Origin of the sequence: Bradyrhizobium sp. SZCCHNR2028 (assembly GCF_032380995.1) — a bacterium.
Taxonomy (GTDB): Bacteria; Pseudomonadota; Alphaproteobacteria; order Rhizobiales; family Xanthobacteraceae; genus Bradyrhizobium.
The window spans coordinates 102,622-120,796 of the sequence record NZ_JAUHJF010000003.1 but is presented as its reverse complement, the minus strand read 5'-3'; the positions used below and the strand labels follow the sequence as shown (position 1 = coordinate 120,796).

The 18,175-nt window shown below is 67.0% G+C and carries 17 protein-coding genes; 9 read left to right on the top strand and 8 right to left on the bottom strand.

Annotated features, from left to right (window positions below; genetic code table 11):
* Nucleotides 1–21: 21 nt before the first annotated feature.
* Entirely contained in the window at nt 22–1,251 is a 1,230-nt protein-coding gene (gene chrA, locus QX121_RS06490) for a chromate efflux transporter (protein WP_409999319.1), read from the bottom strand.
* A 214-nt stretch (nt 1,252–1,465) separates the two neighbouring features.
* Complete coding sequence (locus QX121_RS06485; protein ID WP_315811475.1) at nt 1,466–2,482, bottom strand: zinc-binding alcohol dehydrogenase family protein; 1,017 nt, start codon at nt 2,480–2,482, stop codon at nt 1,466–1,468.
* A 117-nt stretch (nt 2,483–2,599) separates the two neighbouring features.
* On the opposite strand from QX121_RS06485, the gene QX121_RS06480 reads away from it, so the two are divergent.
* The 4 genes from QX121_RS06480 (at nt 2,600) to QX121_RS06465 (ending at nt 7,322) form a co-directional block, all read left to right on the top strand.
* Entirely contained in the window at nt 2,600–2,977 is a 378-nt protein-coding gene (locus QX121_RS06480) for a helix-turn-helix domain-containing protein (protein ID WP_315737613.1), read from the top strand.
* Nucleotides 2,978–3,036: 59 nt separating this feature from the next.
* Nucleotides 3,037–4,431, top strand: a complete 1,395-nt coding sequence (locus QX121_RS06475; protein ID WP_315776618.1) for a DegQ family serine endoprotease — start codon at nt 3,037–3,039, stop codon at nt 4,429–4,431.
* Complete coding sequence (locus tag QX121_RS06470) at nt 4,428–5,762, top strand: replication-associated recombination protein A (RefSeq protein ID WP_315754231.1); 1,335 nt, start codon at nt 4,428–4,430, stop codon at nt 5,760–5,762. Before QX121_RS06475 ends, QX121_RS06470 begins: the two co-directional genes overlap by 4 nt.
* Nucleotides 5,763–6,227: 465 nt before the next feature.
* Nucleotides 6,228–7,322, top strand: coding sequence for a hypothetical protein (locus QX121_RS06465; RefSeq protein WP_315737616.1), 1,095 nt, complete (start codon nt 6,228–6,230; stop codon nt 7,320–7,322).
* Nucleotides 7,323–7,455: 133 nt separating this feature from the next.
* Here QX121_RS06465 and QX121_RS06460 read toward each other — a convergent pair whose 3' ends face one another.
* Nucleotides 7,456–8,403: an alpha/beta hydrolase gene (locus tag QX121_RS06460; RefSeq protein WP_315776616.1), complete on the bottom strand. Its 948-nt coding sequence runs from the start codon at nt 8,401–8,403 to the stop codon at nt 7,456–7,458.
* A 106-nt stretch (nt 8,404–8,509) separates the two neighbouring features.
* On the opposite strand from QX121_RS06460, the gene QX121_RS06455 reads away from it, so the two are divergent.
* A complete protein-coding gene (locus QX121_RS06455; RefSeq protein WP_315811474.1) occupies nt 8,510–9,898 on the top strand; it encodes an RluA family pseudouridine synthase in 1,389 nt (462 codons plus the stop codon).
* 19 nt (nt 9,899–9,917) lie between these two features.
* Here the strand turns inward: QX121_RS06455 and QX121_RS06450 are convergent, their stop codons facing one another.
* Nucleotides 9,918–10,358: a hypothetical protein gene (locus QX121_RS06450; protein WP_315811473.1), complete on the bottom strand. Its 441-nt coding sequence runs from the start codon at nt 10,356–10,358 to the stop codon at nt 9,918–9,920.
* Nucleotides 10,359–10,447: 89 nt separating this feature from the next.
* On the opposite strand from QX121_RS06450, the gene QX121_RS06445 reads away from it, so the two are divergent.
* From QX121_RS06445 to blaOXA, 4 genes are all read left to right on the top strand, one after another.
* Nucleotides 10,448–11,230 carry an ATP12 family chaperone protein gene (locus tag QX121_RS06445; RefSeq protein WP_315811472.1) on the top strand — a complete coding sequence of 261 codons (783 nt, stop codon included), beginning with the start codon at nt 10,448–10,450 and terminating at the stop codon, nt 11,228–11,230.
* Nucleotides 11,231–11,291: 61 nt separating this feature from the next.
* The gene (locus tag QX121_RS06440; RefSeq protein ID WP_315811471.1) at nt 11,292–12,941 is read left to right on the top strand and encodes a flagellar hook-length control protein FliK; all 1,650 of its coding nucleotides are present in this window, start codon (nt 11,292–11,294) and stop codon (nt 12,939–12,941) included.
* A complete protein-coding gene (locus tag QX121_RS06435) occupies nt 12,938–13,219 on the top strand; it encodes an EscU/YscU/HrcU family type III secretion system export apparatus switch protein (RefSeq protein ID WP_315714536.1) in 282 nt (93 codons plus the stop codon). The genes QX121_RS06440 and QX121_RS06435 overlap by 4 nt, the downstream gene beginning before the upstream one ends.
* Before the next feature lie 79 nt (nt 13,220–13,298).
* Nucleotides 13,299–14,117, top strand: coding sequence for an OXA-1091 family oxacillin-hydrolyzing class D beta-lactamase (gene blaOXA, locus QX121_RS06430; RefSeq protein ID WP_315811470.1), 819 nt, complete (start codon nt 13,299–13,301; stop codon nt 14,115–14,117).
* Nucleotides 14,118–14,275: 158 nt separating this feature from the next.
* On the opposite strand, the gene QX121_RS06425 is transcribed toward blaOXA, so the two are convergent.
* The 4 genes from QX121_RS06425 to QX121_RS06410 all read right to left on the bottom strand — a co-directional run bounded on the left by QX121_RS06425 (nt 14,276) and on the right by QX121_RS06410 (nt 18,160).
* Nucleotides 14,276–14,761 (bottom strand): hypothetical protein, encoded by a 486-nt coding sequence (locus QX121_RS06425; RefSeq protein WP_315811469.1) that lies wholly within the window; start codon nt 14,759–14,761, stop codon nt 14,276–14,278.
* A 100-nt stretch (nt 14,762–14,861) separates the two neighbouring features.
* Complete coding sequence (locus QX121_RS06420; RefSeq protein WP_409999318.1) at nt 14,862–15,947, bottom strand: dienelactone hydrolase family protein; 1,086 nt, start codon at nt 15,945–15,947, stop codon at nt 14,862–14,864.
* Between the two features lie 231 nt (nt 15,948–16,178).
* Nucleotides 16,179–16,421 (bottom strand): DUF3883 domain-containing protein, encoded by a 243-nt coding sequence (locus QX121_RS06415; protein WP_315811625.1) that lies wholly within the window; start codon nt 16,419–16,421, stop codon nt 16,179–16,181.
* Between the two features lie 137 nt (nt 16,422–16,558).
* Nucleotides 16,559–18,160, bottom strand: a complete 1,602-nt coding sequence (locus tag QX121_RS06410; protein ID WP_315811468.1) for an alkaline phosphatase D family protein — start codon at nt 18,158–18,160, stop codon at nt 16,559–16,561.
* Nucleotides 18,161–18,175 lie beyond the last annotated feature (15 nt).

The following is an 18,175-nucleotide window of genomic DNA, read 5'->3' as shown; positions in this document are numbered from 1 at the left end:
GTGATGCGACGGCGGCGCCGCTCACACCAGCGCGACCGTGACGCCGGCAGCGGCGCTGAACGCGACCACGACGAGCGGCGGCGCGCGCCATGCGACCAGCAGGACGAAGCCGATCAGGGCGATGCCAAAATCCGCGGCGTTGTGGATGGTGGTTGTCCAGACCGGGTCGTACAGGGCCGCTCCCAGCACACCGACCACCGCAGCGTTGACCCCCCGCATCATGGCCTGGGCGCCGGCGCGTTTGCGGAACGAGTCCCAGAACGGTAGCGCGGCGAGCAGGACAAGCATGCCAGGCAGGAAGATGCCCAGGAGACCAAGCGCAGCCCCGATGATCCCGTGCGGCTCGGGAGCCACCACGGTGCCGAGATAGGCGGCGAAGGTGAAGAGCGGGCCTGGTACGGCCTGCGCGGCGCCGTAGCCGGCGAGAAAGGCGTCGTCGCTCAGCCAGCCAGGTCCGACGAAGGCCTCGCGCAGCAGCGGAAGCACGACGTGCCCACCGCCGAACACGAGCGCGCCCGAGCGATAGAAGGCATCGAACAAGGCGATGCCGGTCGATCCCGTCACGCCGCGCAGCAGCGGAAGTCCCGCCAACAGGACGACGAACATGGCGAGCGCAACCAGCCCCACGGTCCGCGACACCGGGATCGCGACGTGTCCGGACGGCGCCGCCTCGCCGCGGCAGAGCCACAGACCGGCGAGTCCGCCGAGAACGATCGCTCCGATCTGGGCGAGCGAGGCGGTGCTGAATAGGATGATGAGCGTTGCGGCGACCGCGATCGAGGCGCGCGCACGGTCGGGACAGAGCGAGCGCGCCATGCCCCAGACCGCCTGCGCGACGATGGCGACCGCGGTCAGCTTCAGCCCGTGCAGCAGGCCGCTGCCGACCGGTCCGCTCAATCGGCCCGCACCATAGGCGAACAGGACGAGCATGGCGGCCGACGGCAGGGTGAAGCCGGTCCAGGCGGCGAGCGCGCCGAGATAGCCGGCGCGCATCAGCCCGATGGAGAAGCCGACCTGGCTGCTGGCGGGGCCGGGCAGGAACTGGCACAGCCCGACCAGATCGGCATAGGCATGCTCGTCGATCCACTTCCGCCTGACGACGAACTCGTCGCGGAAATAGCCGATATGGGCGATCGGACCGCCGAAGCAGGTCAGGCCGAGCGTGAGGAAGATCCGCAGAACCTCGAGCGCAGATCCGGAGCGATGCCCATGATCGGCGGACGCGTTGGTCGCGGACTTCAGGCTGCTCACGGACGTTCGTTCCAGTCGCGAGGAGGTTCCTATCGGCTTTCGTTAAGGGGAAACGGGACCGTCGGCCAGTCTCAATCGCTCATGGCCGCTGATCGGACCGCGCGTCGGCTGCCGGCCATCTCATGCTTTCGATCGGTGGAATGGTGGGCACGGCGCCCCCGCGATCTCGCGCGAGGAGACCGCCTGTGCGCCTTTGCCCATTGTTGCCTGCTAGTTAGCTCCATCCCTCCAGCACGATCTTGCCGCGGGAGGTGTTGCTCTCGATCAACGCGTGCGCGCGCTTGAGGTTGGCCGCGTTGATGGTGCCGTAATTGTCGCCAAGGGTGGTGCGGATCACGCCCTTGTCGATCAGGTCGGACACGTCGTTGAGCAGATGGTGCTGCGCGATCATGTCCGGGGTCGTGAACGATGAGCGCGTGAACATCGACTCCCAGTGGATCGAGATCGCCTTGCCCTTGAAGGCGGCGAGCGAGAACTCGGCGGGATCGTCGATCAGGCCGAACTTGCCCTGCGGCGTCATGAACTCGGCGATTGCCTTGTAGTGCTGGTCGCTGTGGGTGAGGCTCGCGATGAGCGCGACCGGCGGCAGCTTCAGCGCGTCGATCTGCTCTTTCATCGGCTTGCCATGATCGATCACGGCATGGGCGCCGAGCGCAAGGCACCAGTCGCGCGACTCCGGTCGCGTCGCCGTGGCGAGCACGGTCAGCCCGGTGAGCCGGCGCGCGAGCTGGATCAGGATCGAGCCGACGCCGCCGGCGGCGCCCGTGATCAGCAAAGTGCGGTCGTCGAGGCTCTTGCCGGGGATTGCGCCGAGCCGGTCGAACAACAGCTCCCAGGCCGTGATCGAGGTCAGGGGCAGGGCGGCGGCTTCGGCGAACGACAGGCTCTTCGGCTTGCGGCCGACGATGCGCTCGTCGACCAGATGGAATTCGGCATTGGTGCCCTGGCGCAGGATCGAGCCGGCGTAGAACACCTCGTCACCGGGCTTGAACAGGCTCACGTCCGGGCCGATAGCCTCGACCACGCCAGCGGCGTCATAGCCCAGGATCTTGGTTTCGCCGGCGGGCGGTGCGGCGCGCTTGCGCACCTTGGTGTCGACCGGATTGACCGACACCGCTTTCACCGCGACGCGGATGTCGCGTCCCTTCGGCTCGGGTTTGGCGGTCTCGAAATCGAACAGCGCGCGGTCCTCGGTGATGGGCAGCGACTGCTGGTATCCGACGGCCTTCATGAACAGCCTCCTGGTTGGCTTGGCAATAGGATCTGTTTGTCCTGCTGGCATCACTTCAGCAAGTACTGTAAAAATGGGGAACTAGTCCCCATTTGGATACTATTGGGCCAAAACGCGATGAAACGGAAGAATTTCACCCGCCGTCCCGGCTGCGCGGTCGAAGCCACGCTCGATCTGATCGACGGCAAGTGGAAGGGCGTGATCCTCTACCACCTGCAGGGTGGCAGCCAGCGCTTCGGCGAGCTGCGCCGGCTGATGCCCGGCATCACTCAGCGCATGTTGACCAAGCAGCTGCGGGCGCTCGAGGACGACGGGCTGGTCGTCCGCAAGGTCTATGCCGAGGTGCCGCCGCGCGTCGAATACAGCCTGTCCGAGGTCGGCGAGAGCCTGCGGCCGGTGATCGAGGTTCTCAGAAGCTGGGGCGAGCGGCACCAGGAACGGCTGTCCTGCGCACCCGTTGCGGAGACCATCAAAGCGCCGCATCAGACCGCCTGAGCTTGGCCGCACCCGCCGTTCCGCCTATATCGAAGTCCTCATTGTCCGGGATTCTTTGCATGACGTTGATTCGCACTTCCGTGGTCCTGCTGCTGTCCCTGCTGGCCGCCTCTCCGCTCGCGGCCCAGGACCGGCGCGTGCCGCAGTCCCAGGCCGAGCTCCGGCTGTCCTATGCGCCGATCGTGCAGCGGGTGCAGCCGGCAGTCGTCAACGTTTACGCCGCCAAGGTGGTGCAGAACCGCAATCCCTTCCTCGACGATCCCATCTTCCGCCGCTTCTTCGGCCTGCAGGGCGGACCGCAGGAGCAGATGCAGCGCTCGCTCGGCTCGGGCGTGATGATCGATCAGTCGGGTCTCGTCGTCACCAACGTGCACGTCATCGAGGGCGCCGACGAGGTGAAGGTGTCGCTGTCCGACAAGCGCGAATTCGAGGCCGAGATCGTGCTGAAGGACAGCCGCACCGACCTTGCTGTGCTCAAGCTGAAGGGAACGCGCGAGTCGTTCGTCACGCTCGACCTCGCCAATTCCGACGATCTGCTGGTCGGCGATATCGTGCTGGCGATCGGCAATCCGTTCGGCGTCGGCCAGACCGTGACGCACGGCATCGTCTCGGCGCTGGCGCGCACGCAGGTCGGCATCACCGACTATCAGTTCTTCATCCAGACCGATGCCGCGATCAATCCCGGCAATTCCGGCGGTGCGCTGGTCGATATCAACGGCCGTCTGGTCGGCATCAACACCGCGATCTATTCCAAGTCCGGCGGCTCGCAGGGCATCGGCTTCGCGATTCCCGCCAACATGGTGCGGGTCGTCGTGGCGTCTGCCAAGAGCGGCGGCAAGGCGGTCAAGCGTCCGTGGCTCGGCGCGCGGCTGCAGGCGGTGACCCCTGAGATCGCCGAGAGCCTCGGCTTGCGCTCACCGACCGGCGCGCTGGTCGCCTCCGTGGTCGCGAACAGCCCGGCGGCGAAGGCGGGCATCAAGTCGTCCGACCTGATCGTGTCGATCGACGGCCAGACCGTCGACGATCCCAACGCCTTCGACTACCGCTTCGCCACGCGGCCGCTCGGCGGCACCGCGCAGATCGAGGTGCAGCGCGGCGGCAAGCCGGTGAAGGTCGCGGTCGCGCTGGAGACGGCGCCGGACACGGGGCGCAACGAGATGGTCATCAACGGCCGCTCGCCGTTCCAGGGTGCCAAGGTCGCCAACATCTCGCCCGCGGTGGCCGACGAGCTGCATCTCGATGCCGACACCGAGGGCGTCGTCATTCTCGAGCCGGGCGACGGCACCACGGCGGCCAATGTCGGCTTCCAGAAGGGCGACGTGATTATGGCGGTCAACAACCAGAAGATCGCCAAGACCGCTGATCTCGACAAGGCCGCGCGCGAGACCGCCCGCGTCTGGCGCATCACCGTGCTGCGCGGCGGCCAGCAGATCAACGTCACGCTCGGCGGATGAGTCCGAAGCGCCCCCAGCAGGGAGGCCCGAGCCTCTTCGCCGCGGCGGGGATGGAGCACGATGCGCCGCGGCCGCTGCCGGAGCGGCTGCGCCCCCACAAGCTCTCCGACGTCGTCGGACAGGATCACATCCTCGGCCCCGACGGCGCGCTGACGCGCATGCTGGAGACGCGGACGCTGGGCTCGCTGATCTTCTGGGGCCCGCCCGGCACCGGCAAGACCACGGTGGCGCGGCTGTTGGCCGATGCCACCGAGCTGCATTTCGAGCAGATCTCCGCGGTGTTCTCCGGCGTCGCCGACCTGAAGAAGGTGTTCGACGCCGCGCGCGCCCGCCGCGAGACCGGGCAAGGAACGCTTCTCTTCGTCGACGAGGTGCACAGGTTCAATCGCGCCCAGCAGGATTCCTTCCTGCCGGTGATGGAGGACGGCACCGTCGTGCTGGTCGGCGCCACCACGGAGAATCCGTCCTTCGAGCTCAACGCCGCTCTGTTGTCGCGTTCGCGCGTGCTGGTGTTCCACTCGCTCGACGCCGCTGCGATCGAGCGGCTCTACAGCAACGCCGAAGCGGTCGAGGGCCGCAAGCTGCCGCTTGACGACGAGGCGCGCGCCGTGCTGATCCGCATGGCCGACGGCGACGGCCGCGCCGCGCTGACGCTCGCCGAGGAAGTCTGGCGCTCGGCGCGCAAGGACGAGATCTTCAACGCGGTGCAATTGCAGGAGATCCTGCAGCGCCGGGCGCCGATCTACGACAAGTCGGCCGACGGCCACTACAACCTGATCTCGGCGCTGCATAAGGCGGTGCGCGGCTCCGATCCGGATGCGGCGCTGTACTATTTCGCACGCATGCTCGACGCCGGCGAGGACCCGCTGTTCCTGGCGCGCCGCATCGTGCGCATGGCGGTGGAGGACATCGGTCTGGCCGATCCGCAGGCGCTGGTCATCGCCAACGCCGCCAAGGACGCCTATGATTTCCTGGGCTCGCCGGAAGGCGAGCTCGCGATCGCGCAGGCCGTGATCTATGTCGCGACCGCGCCGAAATCCAACGCCGCCTACAAGGCCTTCGGCGCCGCCAAGCGGGTGGCGAAGGAGGGCGGCTCGCTGCTGCCGCCGAAGCACATCCTCAACGCGCCGACCAAGCTGATGCAGGGCGAAGGCTACGGCGCCGGCTACCAGTACGACCACGACGCCCCCGATGCGTTCTCCGGGCAGGACTACTTCCCCGAAGCCCTCGGCCGCCAGCAGTTCTACGACCCGCCCGAGCGCGGCTTCGAGCGCGAGATCAGGAAACGGCTGGATTATTGGGCGAAGCTGAGGAAGGAGCGGGGCGGTTGAATAGCGCCTCGTTCCAGAGGCGTTGATCGTTGCTCCGCCGGACTACGTTGATTTTACCGTCCAGCAAGAAAATCAGACTGGTACCGCGGCCCTTCTTCTAGCTTCCGCCATTTTGCGCAGTGCAGCAAGCCTGCCGTTGGGTGCAGCGGTCGCGATGCGGCCTTGTTAAGCAGGCGGGATCGATCTTGGACTTCGCTTGACACCTTCATCGACTCTGGCGACTACTTTTGAAATCCCGAGACCGATTTTTGCGTCGCGCGTCCAGCTCATCTTTCTCGTTGGCCCAACAAGTGCGTTGTCGGCGAGTGTTGTGAAGGCGGGACTGCAGTTCGACAGCAGCCCTAGTTGTTGTGAGACCCTGTCCGGTCGCAACTCATTTTCGGAGCTGGACAAAGCGATTCTTTAAGGGCAGCTTCCTCTCATTAGGAAAGCTTTTTTTACAATTCATACCCGCAGGAGCGAGCCATGATATTCAAGCTGGGAGCGGTCGCGTCCACTGTAAGCCTTGTGATTTTCGGCGCTGGAAGTGCAGCGGCTGCGTCCTTGTCGGAGTGCAACGCAGCACTGATCGTCTCTACCTACAACAAAATAGATGCTTCCAAGTCCGATTGGCGAATGGCGACGTTCGTAGACAAGGAGGCTTATAACAAGATCAAGGAATCGGCCGGTGCATCTGCTGTCATATACGGAGTGCCGGTGGGCGCAAATTACGACCAGTTCCGCGAGAGTATCGACCGCTACAAGACAAGCACGACGGAGAGTTTTTCGCAGGAGCAATTCCACAACATCTCTTGGACAGGCCTCGGGGCCGAGGCGGCGGATGCTTACAAGGAATGTATCAGGCAGAAGAGTCGAGGCTTGTACATTGTTCCCGATAAGGCAACCGATTCCGACCTGTCGTTCCGTGTAGTTTACGGCGTGGTTGGCGGCAGTCCCAACCCGCTTCCTGTGAAATGGATGGGTGCCGCGGCGAAGGACGCCTCCCTGCCGGGAACGGTGAGTGCCGGTGAAAAAATTATCGTCATCGACAGACCGGCCAAGTCCTCCATGCTGGCGCTCAACGACGATGCAAACGCCGGTTTTTCCGATTCGCTGATTCTGACGCCTTTGCCGCCTCCGATTCCTCCGGAGCAAAAATTCGCCAACCGGTGTGTTATTACACAGACCGATGACCCCGGACCCGTGACTAGAGGCAATTCGTTCTCATGGACTTGCGACAGGTTGAGGGCTGGCACCTACGCAGTTTCGTTGAGCGTTGTGCCCAGTGCGGCACGACCGGTCCGCTTAAACTGGCATTCGCAGATCAAATTCATTGGAGACAAGGAGACCGAGGTCTTCGATCTTGCCAAGTCTTCTGGCGGCACCATCGATACTGTGAATGCCGGCATCGGAACAAGCTTCCAGAGCAACGGTAACAACATCACCGTTAAACAGTCGGGGGCGCTTCCTGTAATCAGCGTCTTCATAGATAATACCTGGTGGCACATGGACTTTGCCAACCAGTCCAACGACCCAATCAACATTCCAAAGAATGTCAGCATATCGGTGATCGGAAAATAGACGCAAGCGCTGCAGCGGAAATGCAGTCTCTCCAATTGCACGCGCAGCGCTAGGGCCGGAGGACGCGCCCGACGACCCGGCGCGTCCTAGGTTGAGAGAGCTGCCGTCGTTGCGGTGACAGCAGAACGTTAGTTTACTTCCCGCTCTGCACGAACTCCACGATCTCCCGCGTCAGCCGGTCGTCCTCGGTGTTGATGGAGTAGACCTCCGACATGTGACTATGCTGCGGCAGCATCACCGCGCGCGCACAGCCCGCAGGCCGTTTGCAGGCGGCCTGCTTCAGGAGGTCGAACTGCTCGACGAAGCGCGGCGGGTCGAGCTCGGCGGAGGCGATCATCAGCGGCAGGCTCGAGGCCTGCAGGCCTGATAGCGACGAGCGCTCCTTGAAGCGCGAGGGATCGGTGCCGAAATAGGCCATCTCCTGGTCGCCGAGCGGCGTCGCGGTGAGGTCGTAGACGCCCGAGGCCATGATCGCGCCCGCAAGGCCGCCACCGGCGACCTTGTGGAATTCGGGATGCGCCACATAGGTCGCGACGTGCACCGCGCCGGCCGAATGGCCCATCAGATAGATGCGCGCGGGATCGCCGCCGTTCTCGGCGGCGTGGGCGGCCACCCATTGCACCGCGCTGGCGACGTCCTCGACGCCGGCGGGCCAGGGGAATTTCGGCGCCAGGCGGTAGGTGATGTTGATGCCGACGAAGCCGTGCTTGGTGGCCCATAGCATGATGTTGTCGTAGAACGGGCCGTCCGGCGTGGTGCGCTTGTTGCCGCCGATGAAGGCGCCGCCATGCACGAAGATCAGGATCGGGCGGGGCGCGGCGGCGCTGTCCGGCGTGAAGACGTCGAGCAGATTGCGCTCGGCCGTGCCGTATCTCACATCGCGCTGAACCTTGACGCCGATGTAGGGTTCCCTGGCCTGCAGCGGCGCGTAGATCGCGGCGGTCTTCGGCGGGTCGATGGCCCGGCCGATCTCGATCAGCTTCCAGGCAATGTCGTCGGGCATCGGGCTTTGTTGAGCTTGCGCGGCACCCAGCGTCAGCGCGGTCGCTACGATGGTCAGGGCCACTTTCGTCAGCGTCATTCAATTCGCTCCGATCACGTCCGATTTCGCGGGGCAAGGCCTCGTCGGGCCGATTTATCCCGATTTCGCCGTGACTGGCAGTGGCTTTTGAGATACGCAACCTGCCATGAGCCGCCGCATCAAGCGAACCCAGAGCAAATCCGATCGCCCCGCCGACCGCCGCAAGGGCGAGCGGCCGAAGGCCGAGGCTGCGCGCAGCGCAGGCGCGCCAGCCAAGCGCGAGCCATCCAAGCGTCCGGATGGCGAGCGGCCGCGGCGCGACCGTTTTGCCGGCGAGCGCGAGGCAGCACCGCGTAGCGAGTTTGGTCGGGGCAAGGGCGATCGCGTCCGCGCCCCGCGCGCCGAGCGCGAGGATCGTCGCGACGCGTTCGAGTCGCGCGAGCGGCCGCCGGCCAAGCGCGCCAGTGCCGGCAAGCCCGTGCGCTTTGGCGCCGAGCGGGCCGAGCGCAAGCCGGTCGCCGCACCGCCGCCGAAGAAGCCCGAGCCCGAGACGCCGGTGCTGCCGACCAAGGTGCAGACCGTCGTCGTCACCGCCGACGAGAACGGCATGCGCGTCGACCGCTTCCTCGAGGCGCGCTTCCCCGGCCTGTCGTTCTCCCACATCCAGCGCATCGTCCGCAAAGGCGAGCTGCGGGTGAACGGCAAGCGCGCTGATAGCAAGGATCGTCTGGAGGAAGGCCAGAGCGTGCGCATCCCTCCGCTCAAGCTCGATGCGCCCAGGGAGCGCGCTGGCCTCACCGAGGGCGAGCGCAAGACGCTCGAAAGCCTGAAGGCGATGACGCTGTACGAGGACGACGACGTGCTCGTCCTCAACAAGCCCGCGGGGCTTGCGGTGCAGGGCGGCTCCGGCATGACCCGCCACATCGACCAGATGCTGGAGGTGATGCGCGACGCCAAGGGCCAGAAGCCGCGGCTCGTGCACCGCATCGATCGCGAGACCTCCGGCTGCCTCCTGATCGCCAAGACCCGCTTCGCCGCCACTCATCTGACCGGCGCCTTCCGCAGCCGCTCCGCGCGCAAGGTCTATTGGGCGCTGGTGGCCGGCGTGCCAAAGCCGAAGCAGGGCCGCATCTCGACGTATCTCGCCAAGGAGGAGAGCGAGGAGGATACCATTATGCGCGTCGCTGCGCATGGCGACGAGGGCGCCAGCCACGCGGTGACCTACTACGCCGTGGTCGAGGCCTCGGCCAACAAGCTCGCCTGGGTGTCCTTGAAGCCGGTCACGGGGCGCACCCATCAGTTGCGCGCGCACATGGCCCATATCGGCCACCCCATCGTCGGCGATCCCAAATATTTCAACATCGAGAACTGGGCGCTGCCCGGCGGCCTGCAGAACCGGCTGCATCTGCTGGCGCGCCGCATCGTCATCCCGCATCCGCGCGGCGGCGTCATCGACGCCACCGCGCCGCTGCCGCCGCACATGCTGCAGTCGTGGAATCTGCTCGGGCTCGAGCACGACCGCTTCGACCCGATCGAGAACGCGCCGGAGGAGTGAGCGGCATCTACGCAGCCGCTCAGTTCCGGAACTGCTCCAGGAACAGCCGCAGTGAATCGTGCGGCGTCTCGACGTCCAGAATAACCCAGCCGTCCGGTCCCTTGACGACGATGAAGTTCAGGGTGATGCGGCGGCCCTGGTTGTCGAAGGCGGCTGTGACATAGGTCTTGTCGAACTGCCGGCGCAGGATCGAGATCGCGACCGGGCCGAGCTTCCAGCGCGGGCTCTGCACCAGGAAGTCGTAGGGCTCGCGCCGCGGGGCGGTCCAGGCTTTCGCCAGGCTCGGATCGAAGAACTGCCGGGCGACCTCGGCCGTCCGCGGCAGCCCGCCGGAGAGCTCCGGGGCGCCCTGGCCGTAATGGGCATAGACGTTGCGGACCAGCGATTCCGGCGTGCGGAAGCCGGCGGCGGCCGGGGCGGCACTGCCGATCAGGACGAGGGCGGACAGCAGGGCACGCATCGGCAGCTCGCATTTCGGGCGGACAGGGTTTATCTAGCGCGAAAATGACGGATCCCTTGTGATCATCCCGCGAGAGGGCTGGAATTCTGATGCGTGAACTGTTTGACGACGTCGTCGGCCGGTCGCCGCTCGATCCGCAGGAATCGGCGCGCCAGGCGATGCGGACGCCGCTGCGCAAGCGCTTCTACAAGGAGGCCGGGACCGCCGCCGCCGAGGGCGGCTTCAACGTGACCCTCGACGGTCGGCCGATCCGCACGCCGTCGGGGCGCGTTGTTATCGTTCCCGCCGGGGAGCTGGCGGAGGCCGTGGCCGCCGAGTGGCAGGCCCAGGGCGACAGCATCGATCCCGCCACGATGCCGCTGACGCGGTTCGCCAACAGCGTCGTGCAGTCAGTGGTCGATCGCACCGATGACGTGCGCGAGGACATCGCCAAATATCTCCAGTCCGACCTGTTGTTCTACCGCGCCGGCCATCCCGAGGGGCTGGTCGCGCGCGAGGCCGAGCATTGGGACCCGGTGCTGGACTGGGCGCGCGACAGTCTGGGCGCGCATTTCATCCTGTCCGAGGGCATCATGCATGTGACCCAGCCGGGCGCCGCGGTGCAGGCGGCGCGGGGCGCGCTGCCGACCGGCCCGTGGACGGTCGCGGCGACGCATGTCGTCACCACGCTGACCGGCTCGGCGCTGCTGGCGCTGGCGCTGGTGCATGGGGTGCGCGACCCCGGCCAGGTCTGGGCGGCGGCCCATGTCGACGAGGACTGGAACGTCGCGCAATGGGGGGCCGACGAGGAGGCGATGAGCCGCCGCGCCGCCAAGCAGATCGACTATGAGGCCGCCGTCCGCATCCTCCGGGCGGTCGACGCCGCCCTCTGAGGCCGGTTAACGCCGGGTTTAGGGGCACCCGCTAGGCTCTGCGCGTAACCCGAGTACGCGCATGGTCCAGAGTGTCACCCCGTCGCCTTCCGTGAGCGCCGTCCGCGGCGTCGGCAGCTCGCCGGCCGGAACCGCGCCGCAGGCCGCGACCACGCTACAGGCCGGTGCGCTGCTCAGCGCCAGGGTGCAGCAGGTGCTCGCCGAGAACCTGGTCCAGGTCGCGATCGGAAACCTGTCGGTGGAGCTCGCCAGCGAGCTGCCGCTGCAGGCGGGCCAGACCGTGCAGGTGGCGGTGTCGCAGACGGCGCAGGGGTTGCAACTCGCCATCGTCGGGCAGGGCGGCAGCGCTGCCACTGGAACCAGTGGCACCCCGACGCCGGCCGCCACCGTCGTCGACGTCACCGGCCGGCTGGCGCCAACCTTGCCCCCGACGCCGGATCCGCTGACCGGGCTGGAGCGGCTCGCATTGTCGATTGCCAGCGAGGAGGCGGCGACCCGCCAGGGCAGCCAGGGCCAATTGTTTGCCGATCTCCAGGCCGTCGCCGACGCGCCCAATCTTCCGCCGGCGTTGCGCGCTGCCGTGGCCCAGGTGCTGGCGCAGCAGACCCAGCTATCGCCGGCGCTGACCGCGGAGGATGTGCAGAGCGCGGTGCGGCATTCCGGCCTGTTTCTGGAATCCTCGCTCGCCAATGGCACCGCCGGCGCCGGCACGCCCGACCTGAAGGCGGCGCTGATCGTGCTGCGCCAGACGCTGGCGACGGTGCTGCAGACCGTCGACCCCGGCATGGCGGCCTCGACGTCGGCGTCGCCGGGAGGCTCCTATGCCTCGGTGCTGTCCGAGGCCGGCCGCGCCGCCGCCGCGCAGCAACAGAGCGGCGCACCCTCGTTGGTGCCCGACATCGAGATCGAGCTGCCACCCCAGCCCTGGGCAACGGCAATGGGGCGGCCCGACACCGTGTCTGCCGGCTTCACCGGCTCGGCGCTGATCGAGACCCTGACGGGCGCCAAGGCGCAGTCGCTCGCGCCCGGCACGGTGCTGGCCGTGCTGCAGGAAGCGCAGCAGCAGATTCCGCGCGCCGCCGGCCTCGTTCCCGGACGCAACGCCAATGGCCGCGCCGAAATGGTCGTGCGCACCAACACGCCGCCGCCGCCGTTCCGCGGGGCCGCGCCGATGCCGCAGGCCGTGGCGACGGCGACGCTCGGTCCCGACACGCCGCTGCCGGCGATCGCGCATCGCCTGCTCGACGAGACCGACCAGGCGTTGTCGCGCCAGACCCTGCTGCAGGTCGCCTCGCTGCCGGATCGCCCGGACGCCTCGACCGCGCGCACCGATCCGGCGCTGCCGCGGTGGAATTTCGAGATTCCCTTCGCCACCCCGCAAGGGACCGCGATGGCACAGTTCGAGATCTCGCGTGACGGCGGCACGCAGTCGCCGGACGCGGCCAAGCGCGTCTGGCGGGCGCGCTTCTCGCTCGACGTCGAGCCGGCCGGCCCGGTGCATGCCATGATCAGCTTCAGCGCCGAGCGCACCTCCGTGCGGATGTGGGCCGAGCGTCCGGTCACCGCCGCGCGGTTGCGCGCCGGTCTCTCCGAACTCAGCCAAGCCCTCAGCCGCGCGGAGCTGTCGCCGGGCGATCTCGTGGTGCAGGACGGCGCGCCGCCGGCCGTGATGCCGCCCAAGGCCGGCCATTTCCTGGATCGCGCGCTATGAGCATCGAGGTGAAGGCCGCCAACAAGACCCAGCTCGCCGTCGCCTTGCACTATGACAAGGGCCAGGGCGCCCCGCGCGTCGTCGCCAAGGGCAAGGGCACGATCGGCGCCAAGATCATCGAGGTCGCCAAGGCGCACGACATCCCGATCGAGGAGAACGAGGTGCTCGCCGGCGCGCTCTCCAATGTCGAGCTCGGCGACGAGATCCCGGAGGAGCTCTACAAGGCCGTCGCCGAGGTGCTGGTGTTCGTGCTCAATCTGTCGCGTCCGATGCGCTAGCGCCGCATTTGTGATCTCCGTCATGCGTCGGTCGTCACCGCCGTGTGGTAGGGAGGGCGAACGACGACGGAGACTTGCGATGTCCATGATGAGCCGCCGCCATGCGCTTGCCCTGATGGCCGGCGCCAGCCTGTTGCCCGCGCGCTCGCTCGCGCATGTCGCCCCGCCGCGCAACGAGGTCCGTGGCGATCTCGTCAAGCGCTTCACCGACGAGGGCACCAAGGGCACGTTCCTGGCCTACAAGGTCGAGGACTATCTCATCATCGCCAGCGACACCGATCGCTCCGGCGAGGCGAAGCTGCCGGCCTCGACCTTCAAGATCGCCAATTCGCTGATCTCGCTGGAGACCGGCGTCGTCGAGGATCCCGACAAGGACGTGTTCAAATGGGATGGCGTCACGAGATCGATCGAGGCCTGGAACAAGGATCACACCTTGCGCAGCGCGATCGCGGTCTCCGCCGTCCCGGTCTATCAGGAGATCGCGCGCCGGATCGGTCCTGAGCGCATGCAGAAATATCTCGAGGAGCTCGACTACGGCAATCACGACATCGGCGGCGGCATCGACCAGTTCTGGCTGACAGGCGCGCTTCGCATCGATCCCGTCGAGCAGGTCGATTTCATCGATCGCCTCAGGCGCGGCGCGCTGCCGGTGTCGAAGCGCAGCCAGGATCTGACCCGCGACATCATACCGACCACCAAGGTCGGCGAGGCCGTGATCCATTTCAAGTCGGGGCTGCTGGGGAAGGAGCAGGGCTCGCTCGGCTGGATGGTCGGCTGGGTCGACAAGGGTGACCAGCCCACCGTGTTCGCGCTCAACATGGATTGCCCCGAGGAGCGCCATGTTGCGGACCGCATGACGCTGGCGCAAGCCTGCCTGAAGGACATCGGCGCGCTGTAGGTGATTGACAGTAGGGTGGGCAAAGGCGCGAGGCACATTCTTAGTCGTAGATGACGCCGTCGCGCGCCGTGCCCACCGTCTTGCCCGGCGCGGTGGGCACGGTGCTCGGAGCGACGCGAGCGTCGCTCCTGCGCGCCTTTGCCCACCCTACATTCTCGTCACCGCCGCGACAGCTCCAGGTTGACGCCGGTGATCTCCGTGCCCGCCGGCCGGATCGACACCGTCTGCCGGCGTCCCTGCGTCGTCAGCGACAGCCCGGCCGAAAACGTCTGCCCGCGCGCCTGGGCCTCGATGCGGTTGCCGACGGCGCGGCCCTCGATGGTGCCGGACGCATTGTGGCTCGCCTCGCTCCATTGCCCCGTGATCTCGCCGCCGCGATAGGCGACGTCGCTGGAGAGATCGATGTTGTAGCTGTCGCTGGCGCAGCGGATGTTGAGGCGGAGCTGCTCGCCGGCGCCGCCGACGTCGTAGGCCGCGCGGCAGCGCAGCCGCTCCTGGTTGCCGTCGGACATGCTGAGTACGCCGCCGCCGCTCCAGGAGCCTTCCAGCCCCCGGAACGGCGAGGCCGGCGCGGCATGGGCGGCGCCAGCTAGAACAAGGGCAGTCAGCAAAGTGGGGATCGCAAGGCGAGAGGCGCGCATCATCGGGCTCCGTTTCATCGTCGAAAAGTGAGCGACAACGCAGGAACACCCGATGCGTTCGATCTGTCACCTCAAGAATTGATCCAAATCGTTCTATTTTTGCTCACGACAGTTTGAACAGCGTGCGCAGGAAGTCCGTTACCGCCTGGCGCGCGGCCTCCGCGGTGGCGGGATTGCCGCCGACATGCGGATCGAGCTCGACGCAGGCGTCCTGATAGGTGAAGGGCTGCTGCGTCTCGGCATTGATCAGCATCCCGCCGTCGCTCTCCTTGATGCGGCAGTTGCGCACGGTCTGCGCCTTCGGCGCGACGGCGAGCATGTTGGCGCCGAGCAGGCCGAGGTCGAAGCCGTGTGGCGAGTCCGGATATTCGGTCAGCGCAACGTCGCGGCCCGCTGCCTTCAGCCGCTCGACATAGGCCTTGCAGGTCCGCACCGGATTGTAGTCGTCCGGTCCGCCGTGAAAGATCCGGATCGGCCGCGCCACCACATCGGTCTCACCGACATAGGTCGTCGAGCAGTCCGGATAGAACGGGATGTAGGCGGCAAATTGCAGCCCGGAATTGTTCCAGCGCTTGTGGAAACGCTCCAGGCTCGCATACAGCGCCGCCTGACCGCCGCGCGAAAATCCCATCAGCACGATGCGCTCGGGATCGACGCGCGGATGCTTCGCCAGCACGTCGAGCGAGCGATAGATGTCCATGATCAAATTGAGCCGGCCGAGCTGCGCCTGGTTGGTGCTGGTGGCGGTGATGCCGCGTCCGGTGAAGCCGTCGATCGCGAAGGTCGAGATCCCCATCGCATTGAAGGTGCGGCTCCACGCCGCGATGTTGCCGCCGACGCCGCCCGATCCATGCATCAGCACCACGACCGGCAGCCGGCCGCTGCCTTGCGCGACGCGCAGCTCGCCCACGACCGTGACCGGCTTGCCATTGTCGTCGCCGGACAGGAACTGCCGGTCGGACAATGTGAGCGAGGGGATCGGATACATCTCGATCCGGGCAGGCGTGTCCTTGGAGATGCCTTGGGCGTGGGCGGAACTGACGGAGCCGAAAGCCGTCAGCAGCATCGTGACGGCCGCTGCCGCGATGATGCGTAGCGATCGCAGATCCGTGCGGCGTGATGCACGCGTGCGATTGAAACCAGCGCGCGCGGCAAACGCCACCGGCGCGCCACCAACGTGTCGCTCCATGACCGTCCTCCTGGCTCACCGCTTGTTGCGCGGCTTTGGCACCGAGTAGAACCAGGGATCAGGAGGCTGTCAAACAGACTGGTGAGCGACGCCGACGGACAGCGGTGGACAACACGTGGCGCAGGCTCAGGCATGCTGCGCCGCGGGAGAGGTGCTGTAACGGCCGTTCGCTTGACGTTGCGCGGAGCTCTGCGTTCGGCAGTATGCCACGCAGCGATTAGTTCGTTGTCGTCAAGTCGACGGATCTCGTGCGGTTGGACTGATCGTTATGGAAAGCTGGCCTGAAAGCTCGTCGCCATCAGCGACACATGCGCTTCGGAGAGGAGGTCGCAGCTCGAAAGCGCGCGGGGCGCTGGCGAAATTCCACGGTCGCATCAGCCGCCAGTCATCGCGGTACGCCTCCGCAACCGCCAGCTCGTTGCGAGTGACGTAGAACGGTGTCCGTTCCCAGCCGTTGGTGGTCTTGACCTCGATGAGTCGATCCCGTCCGTCGGGTCCGAAGCTCTTGATATCGTCGCCGGACCTCGACCCTACGCGGCAGGACGACCGGCTGCTGTCAGCGAGCAGATCGCCACACGACGCGGCGGCGGCCTTGCCGCGCGCGCGTCGCCTCAGGCGTCGGCCAGCCCCGGCCTGCCGGCCAGGGTGACGAAGGATTTCGCGGTCGACACGGTGCCGTCAGCGACGCTGATGCGGTCGACGACGCGGTAGTCGGCCTGCCAGCGGGCCGGCGTCACGACATGCCTGATGTAGCCGCGCTGGTTGCTGAAGAACTTCAGATGCGGATTGTTGGCGAACAATGTCGGCTCGTTGTCGTAGCGCGCAAAGCCGTCGCCGTCCGACGAGATCGAGGTCGCCAGGAATTCGACGCCGACGCATTGCGAGGCCGGATCGCGCCAATCCTGCTTCAGCTCGAGCGCGACGCCCTTGTGCAGGTCGCCGGTCAGCACGACGGTGTTGGTGATGCCGGCCTCGCGCAGCATCTGCATGACGCGGTCGCGCGCGGCGCTGGCGCCGTCCCATTTGTCGAGGCTGCGCAGCGGCACGTCCGACGACGGCAGCCACGGAAACGAGCGCCAGTCGAGCGGGGCGAACATCACCTGCTGTGCCAGCACCTGCCAGGTTGCGCGGCTGCCGCGCAGACCCTCGGCGAACCACCGCTCCTGCTGCGCGCCCATCATGGTGCGGCTCGGCTCGTCGGCCTCGGGGCAGGCCTTGATGCCGTCGCCGCAGGGCTGCTTCGAGCGGTATTGCCTGGTGTCGAGCACGGCGATGTCGGCGAGCCTGCCGAAGGCGAGGCGGCGAAAAGCGAGGATGTCGGGTCCGCGCGGCAACTGCGCGCGGCGCACCGGCATGTGCTCGTACCAGGCCTGGAAGGCGGCGGCACGCCGGAACAGGAACGCCTCCGGCGGCGTGTCGCGCTTGTCGCGATCGCCGGCCCAATTGTCCATCACCTCGTGATCGTCGAAGCTCGGCAGGAACGGGCAGGCGGCGTGCGCGGCCTGCAGGTCGGGATCGGTCTTGTAGAGCGCATAGCGCTGCCGGTACTCCGGCAGCGTGTAGCAGGTGGCGAATTGCTTCGGCATGGTGCGCGGCAGCGCCACGCCCTTGGACTCGGCGGCGTACGCATTCTCGTAGATGTAGTCGCCATAGTGGAAGACGAAGTCGAGATGGTCCTGCGCGATCGCACGCCACGCCGTGTAGAAGCCGCGGTCCCATTCCTGGCAGCCGGCGGAAGCGAACCGCATCTGCGCGACGTCGGCGCCGGCGGCGGGAAAGGTCCTCGCACGCCCGACCGGGCTCTCCGCCTCGGGCAGGCGGAAGCGATAGAAATAGTCGCGGGCCGGAGCGAGGCCCTCGATCTCGACATGGACGGAGTGCGCCAGCTCGATGCGGGCGACCGCAATGCCGGATTGCACGATGGTCGTCATCGCCGGATCGGTCGCGACCTCCCAGCTCACCTCGCGCGGCAGCGCGATCATGCCGCCACGCGGCTGCAGCGGCTCGGGCGCGAGCCGGGTCCAGATCACGAAGCCGTCGGGGCTGGGATCGCCGGAGGCGACGCCGAGCGTGAACGGGTTGGATTTCAGCGGCGGAGCCTGGGCGAGCGCCGTGCGCGCCAGCGGCACGCCGAGCGTCACCAGCCCGGCCTGCAGTGCGCCGCGCAGCAGGCTGCGCCGGTCCAGGCCGGCCATGTCTCGGAATCGGATCATGCCGGCATCCTACCC

What these genes read in the sequence shown, in the direction of transcription:
- QX121_RS06485 (WP_315811475.1), bottom strand. Translation starts at nt 2,482, where the DNA reads ATGAAGGCCGTCGGATACCAGCAGTCGCTGCCCATCACCGAGGACCGC.
- QX121_RS06480 (WP_315737613.1), top strand. Translation starts at nt 2,600, where the DNA reads ATGAAACGGAAGAATTTCACCCGCCGTCCCGGCTGCGCGGTCGAAGCC.
- QX121_RS06475 (WP_315776618.1), top strand. Translation starts at nt 3,037, where the DNA reads ATGACGTTGATTCGCACTTCCGTGGTCCTGCTGCTGTCCCTGCTGGCC.
- QX121_RS06470 (WP_315754231.1), top strand. Translation starts at nt 4,428, where the DNA reads ATGAGTCCGAAGCGCCCCCAGCAGGGAGGCCCGAGCCTCTTCGCCGCG.
- QX121_RS06465 (WP_315737616.1), top strand. Translation starts at nt 6,228, where the DNA reads ATGATATTCAAGCTGGGAGCGGTCGCGTCCACTGTAAGCCTTGTGATT.
- QX121_RS06460 (WP_315776616.1), bottom strand. Translation starts at nt 8,403, where the DNA reads ATGACGCTGACGAAAGTGGCCCTGACCATCGTAGCGACCGCGCTGACG.
- QX121_RS06455 (WP_315811474.1), top strand. Translation starts at nt 8,510, where the DNA reads ATGAGCCGCCGCATCAAGCGAACCCAGAGCAAATCCGATCGCCCCGCC.
- QX121_RS06450 (WP_315811473.1), bottom strand. Translation starts at nt 10,358, where the DNA reads ATGCGTGCCCTGCTGTCCGCCCTCGTCCTGATCGGCAGTGCCGCCCCG.
- QX121_RS06445 (WP_315811472.1), top strand. Translation starts at nt 10,448, where the DNA reads ATGCGTGAACTGTTTGACGACGTCGTCGGCCGGTCGCCGCTCGATCCG.
- QX121_RS06440 (WP_315811471.1), top strand. Translation starts at nt 11,292, where the DNA reads ATGGTCCAGAGTGTCACCCCGTCGCCTTCCGTGAGCGCCGTCCGCGGC.
- QX121_RS06435 (WP_315714536.1), top strand. Translation starts at nt 12,938, where the DNA reads ATGAGCATCGAGGTGAAGGCCGCCAACAAGACCCAGCTCGCCGTCGCC.
- blaOXA (WP_315811470.1), top strand. Translation starts at nt 13,299, where the DNA reads ATGTCCATGATGAGCCGCCGCCATGCGCTTGCCCTGATGGCCGGCGCC.
- QX121_RS06425 (WP_315811469.1), bottom strand. Translation starts at nt 14,761, where the DNA reads ATGATGCGCGCCTCTCGCCTTGCGATCCCCACTTTGCTGACTGCCCTT.
- QX121_RS06420 (WP_409999318.1), bottom strand. Translation starts at nt 15,947, where the DNA reads ATGGAGCGACACGTTGGTGGCGCGCCGGTGGCGTTTGCCGCGCGCGCT.
- QX121_RS06410 (WP_315811468.1), bottom strand. Translation starts at nt 18,160, where the DNA reads ATGATCCGATTCCGAGACATGGCCGGCCTGGACCGGCGCAGCCTGCTG.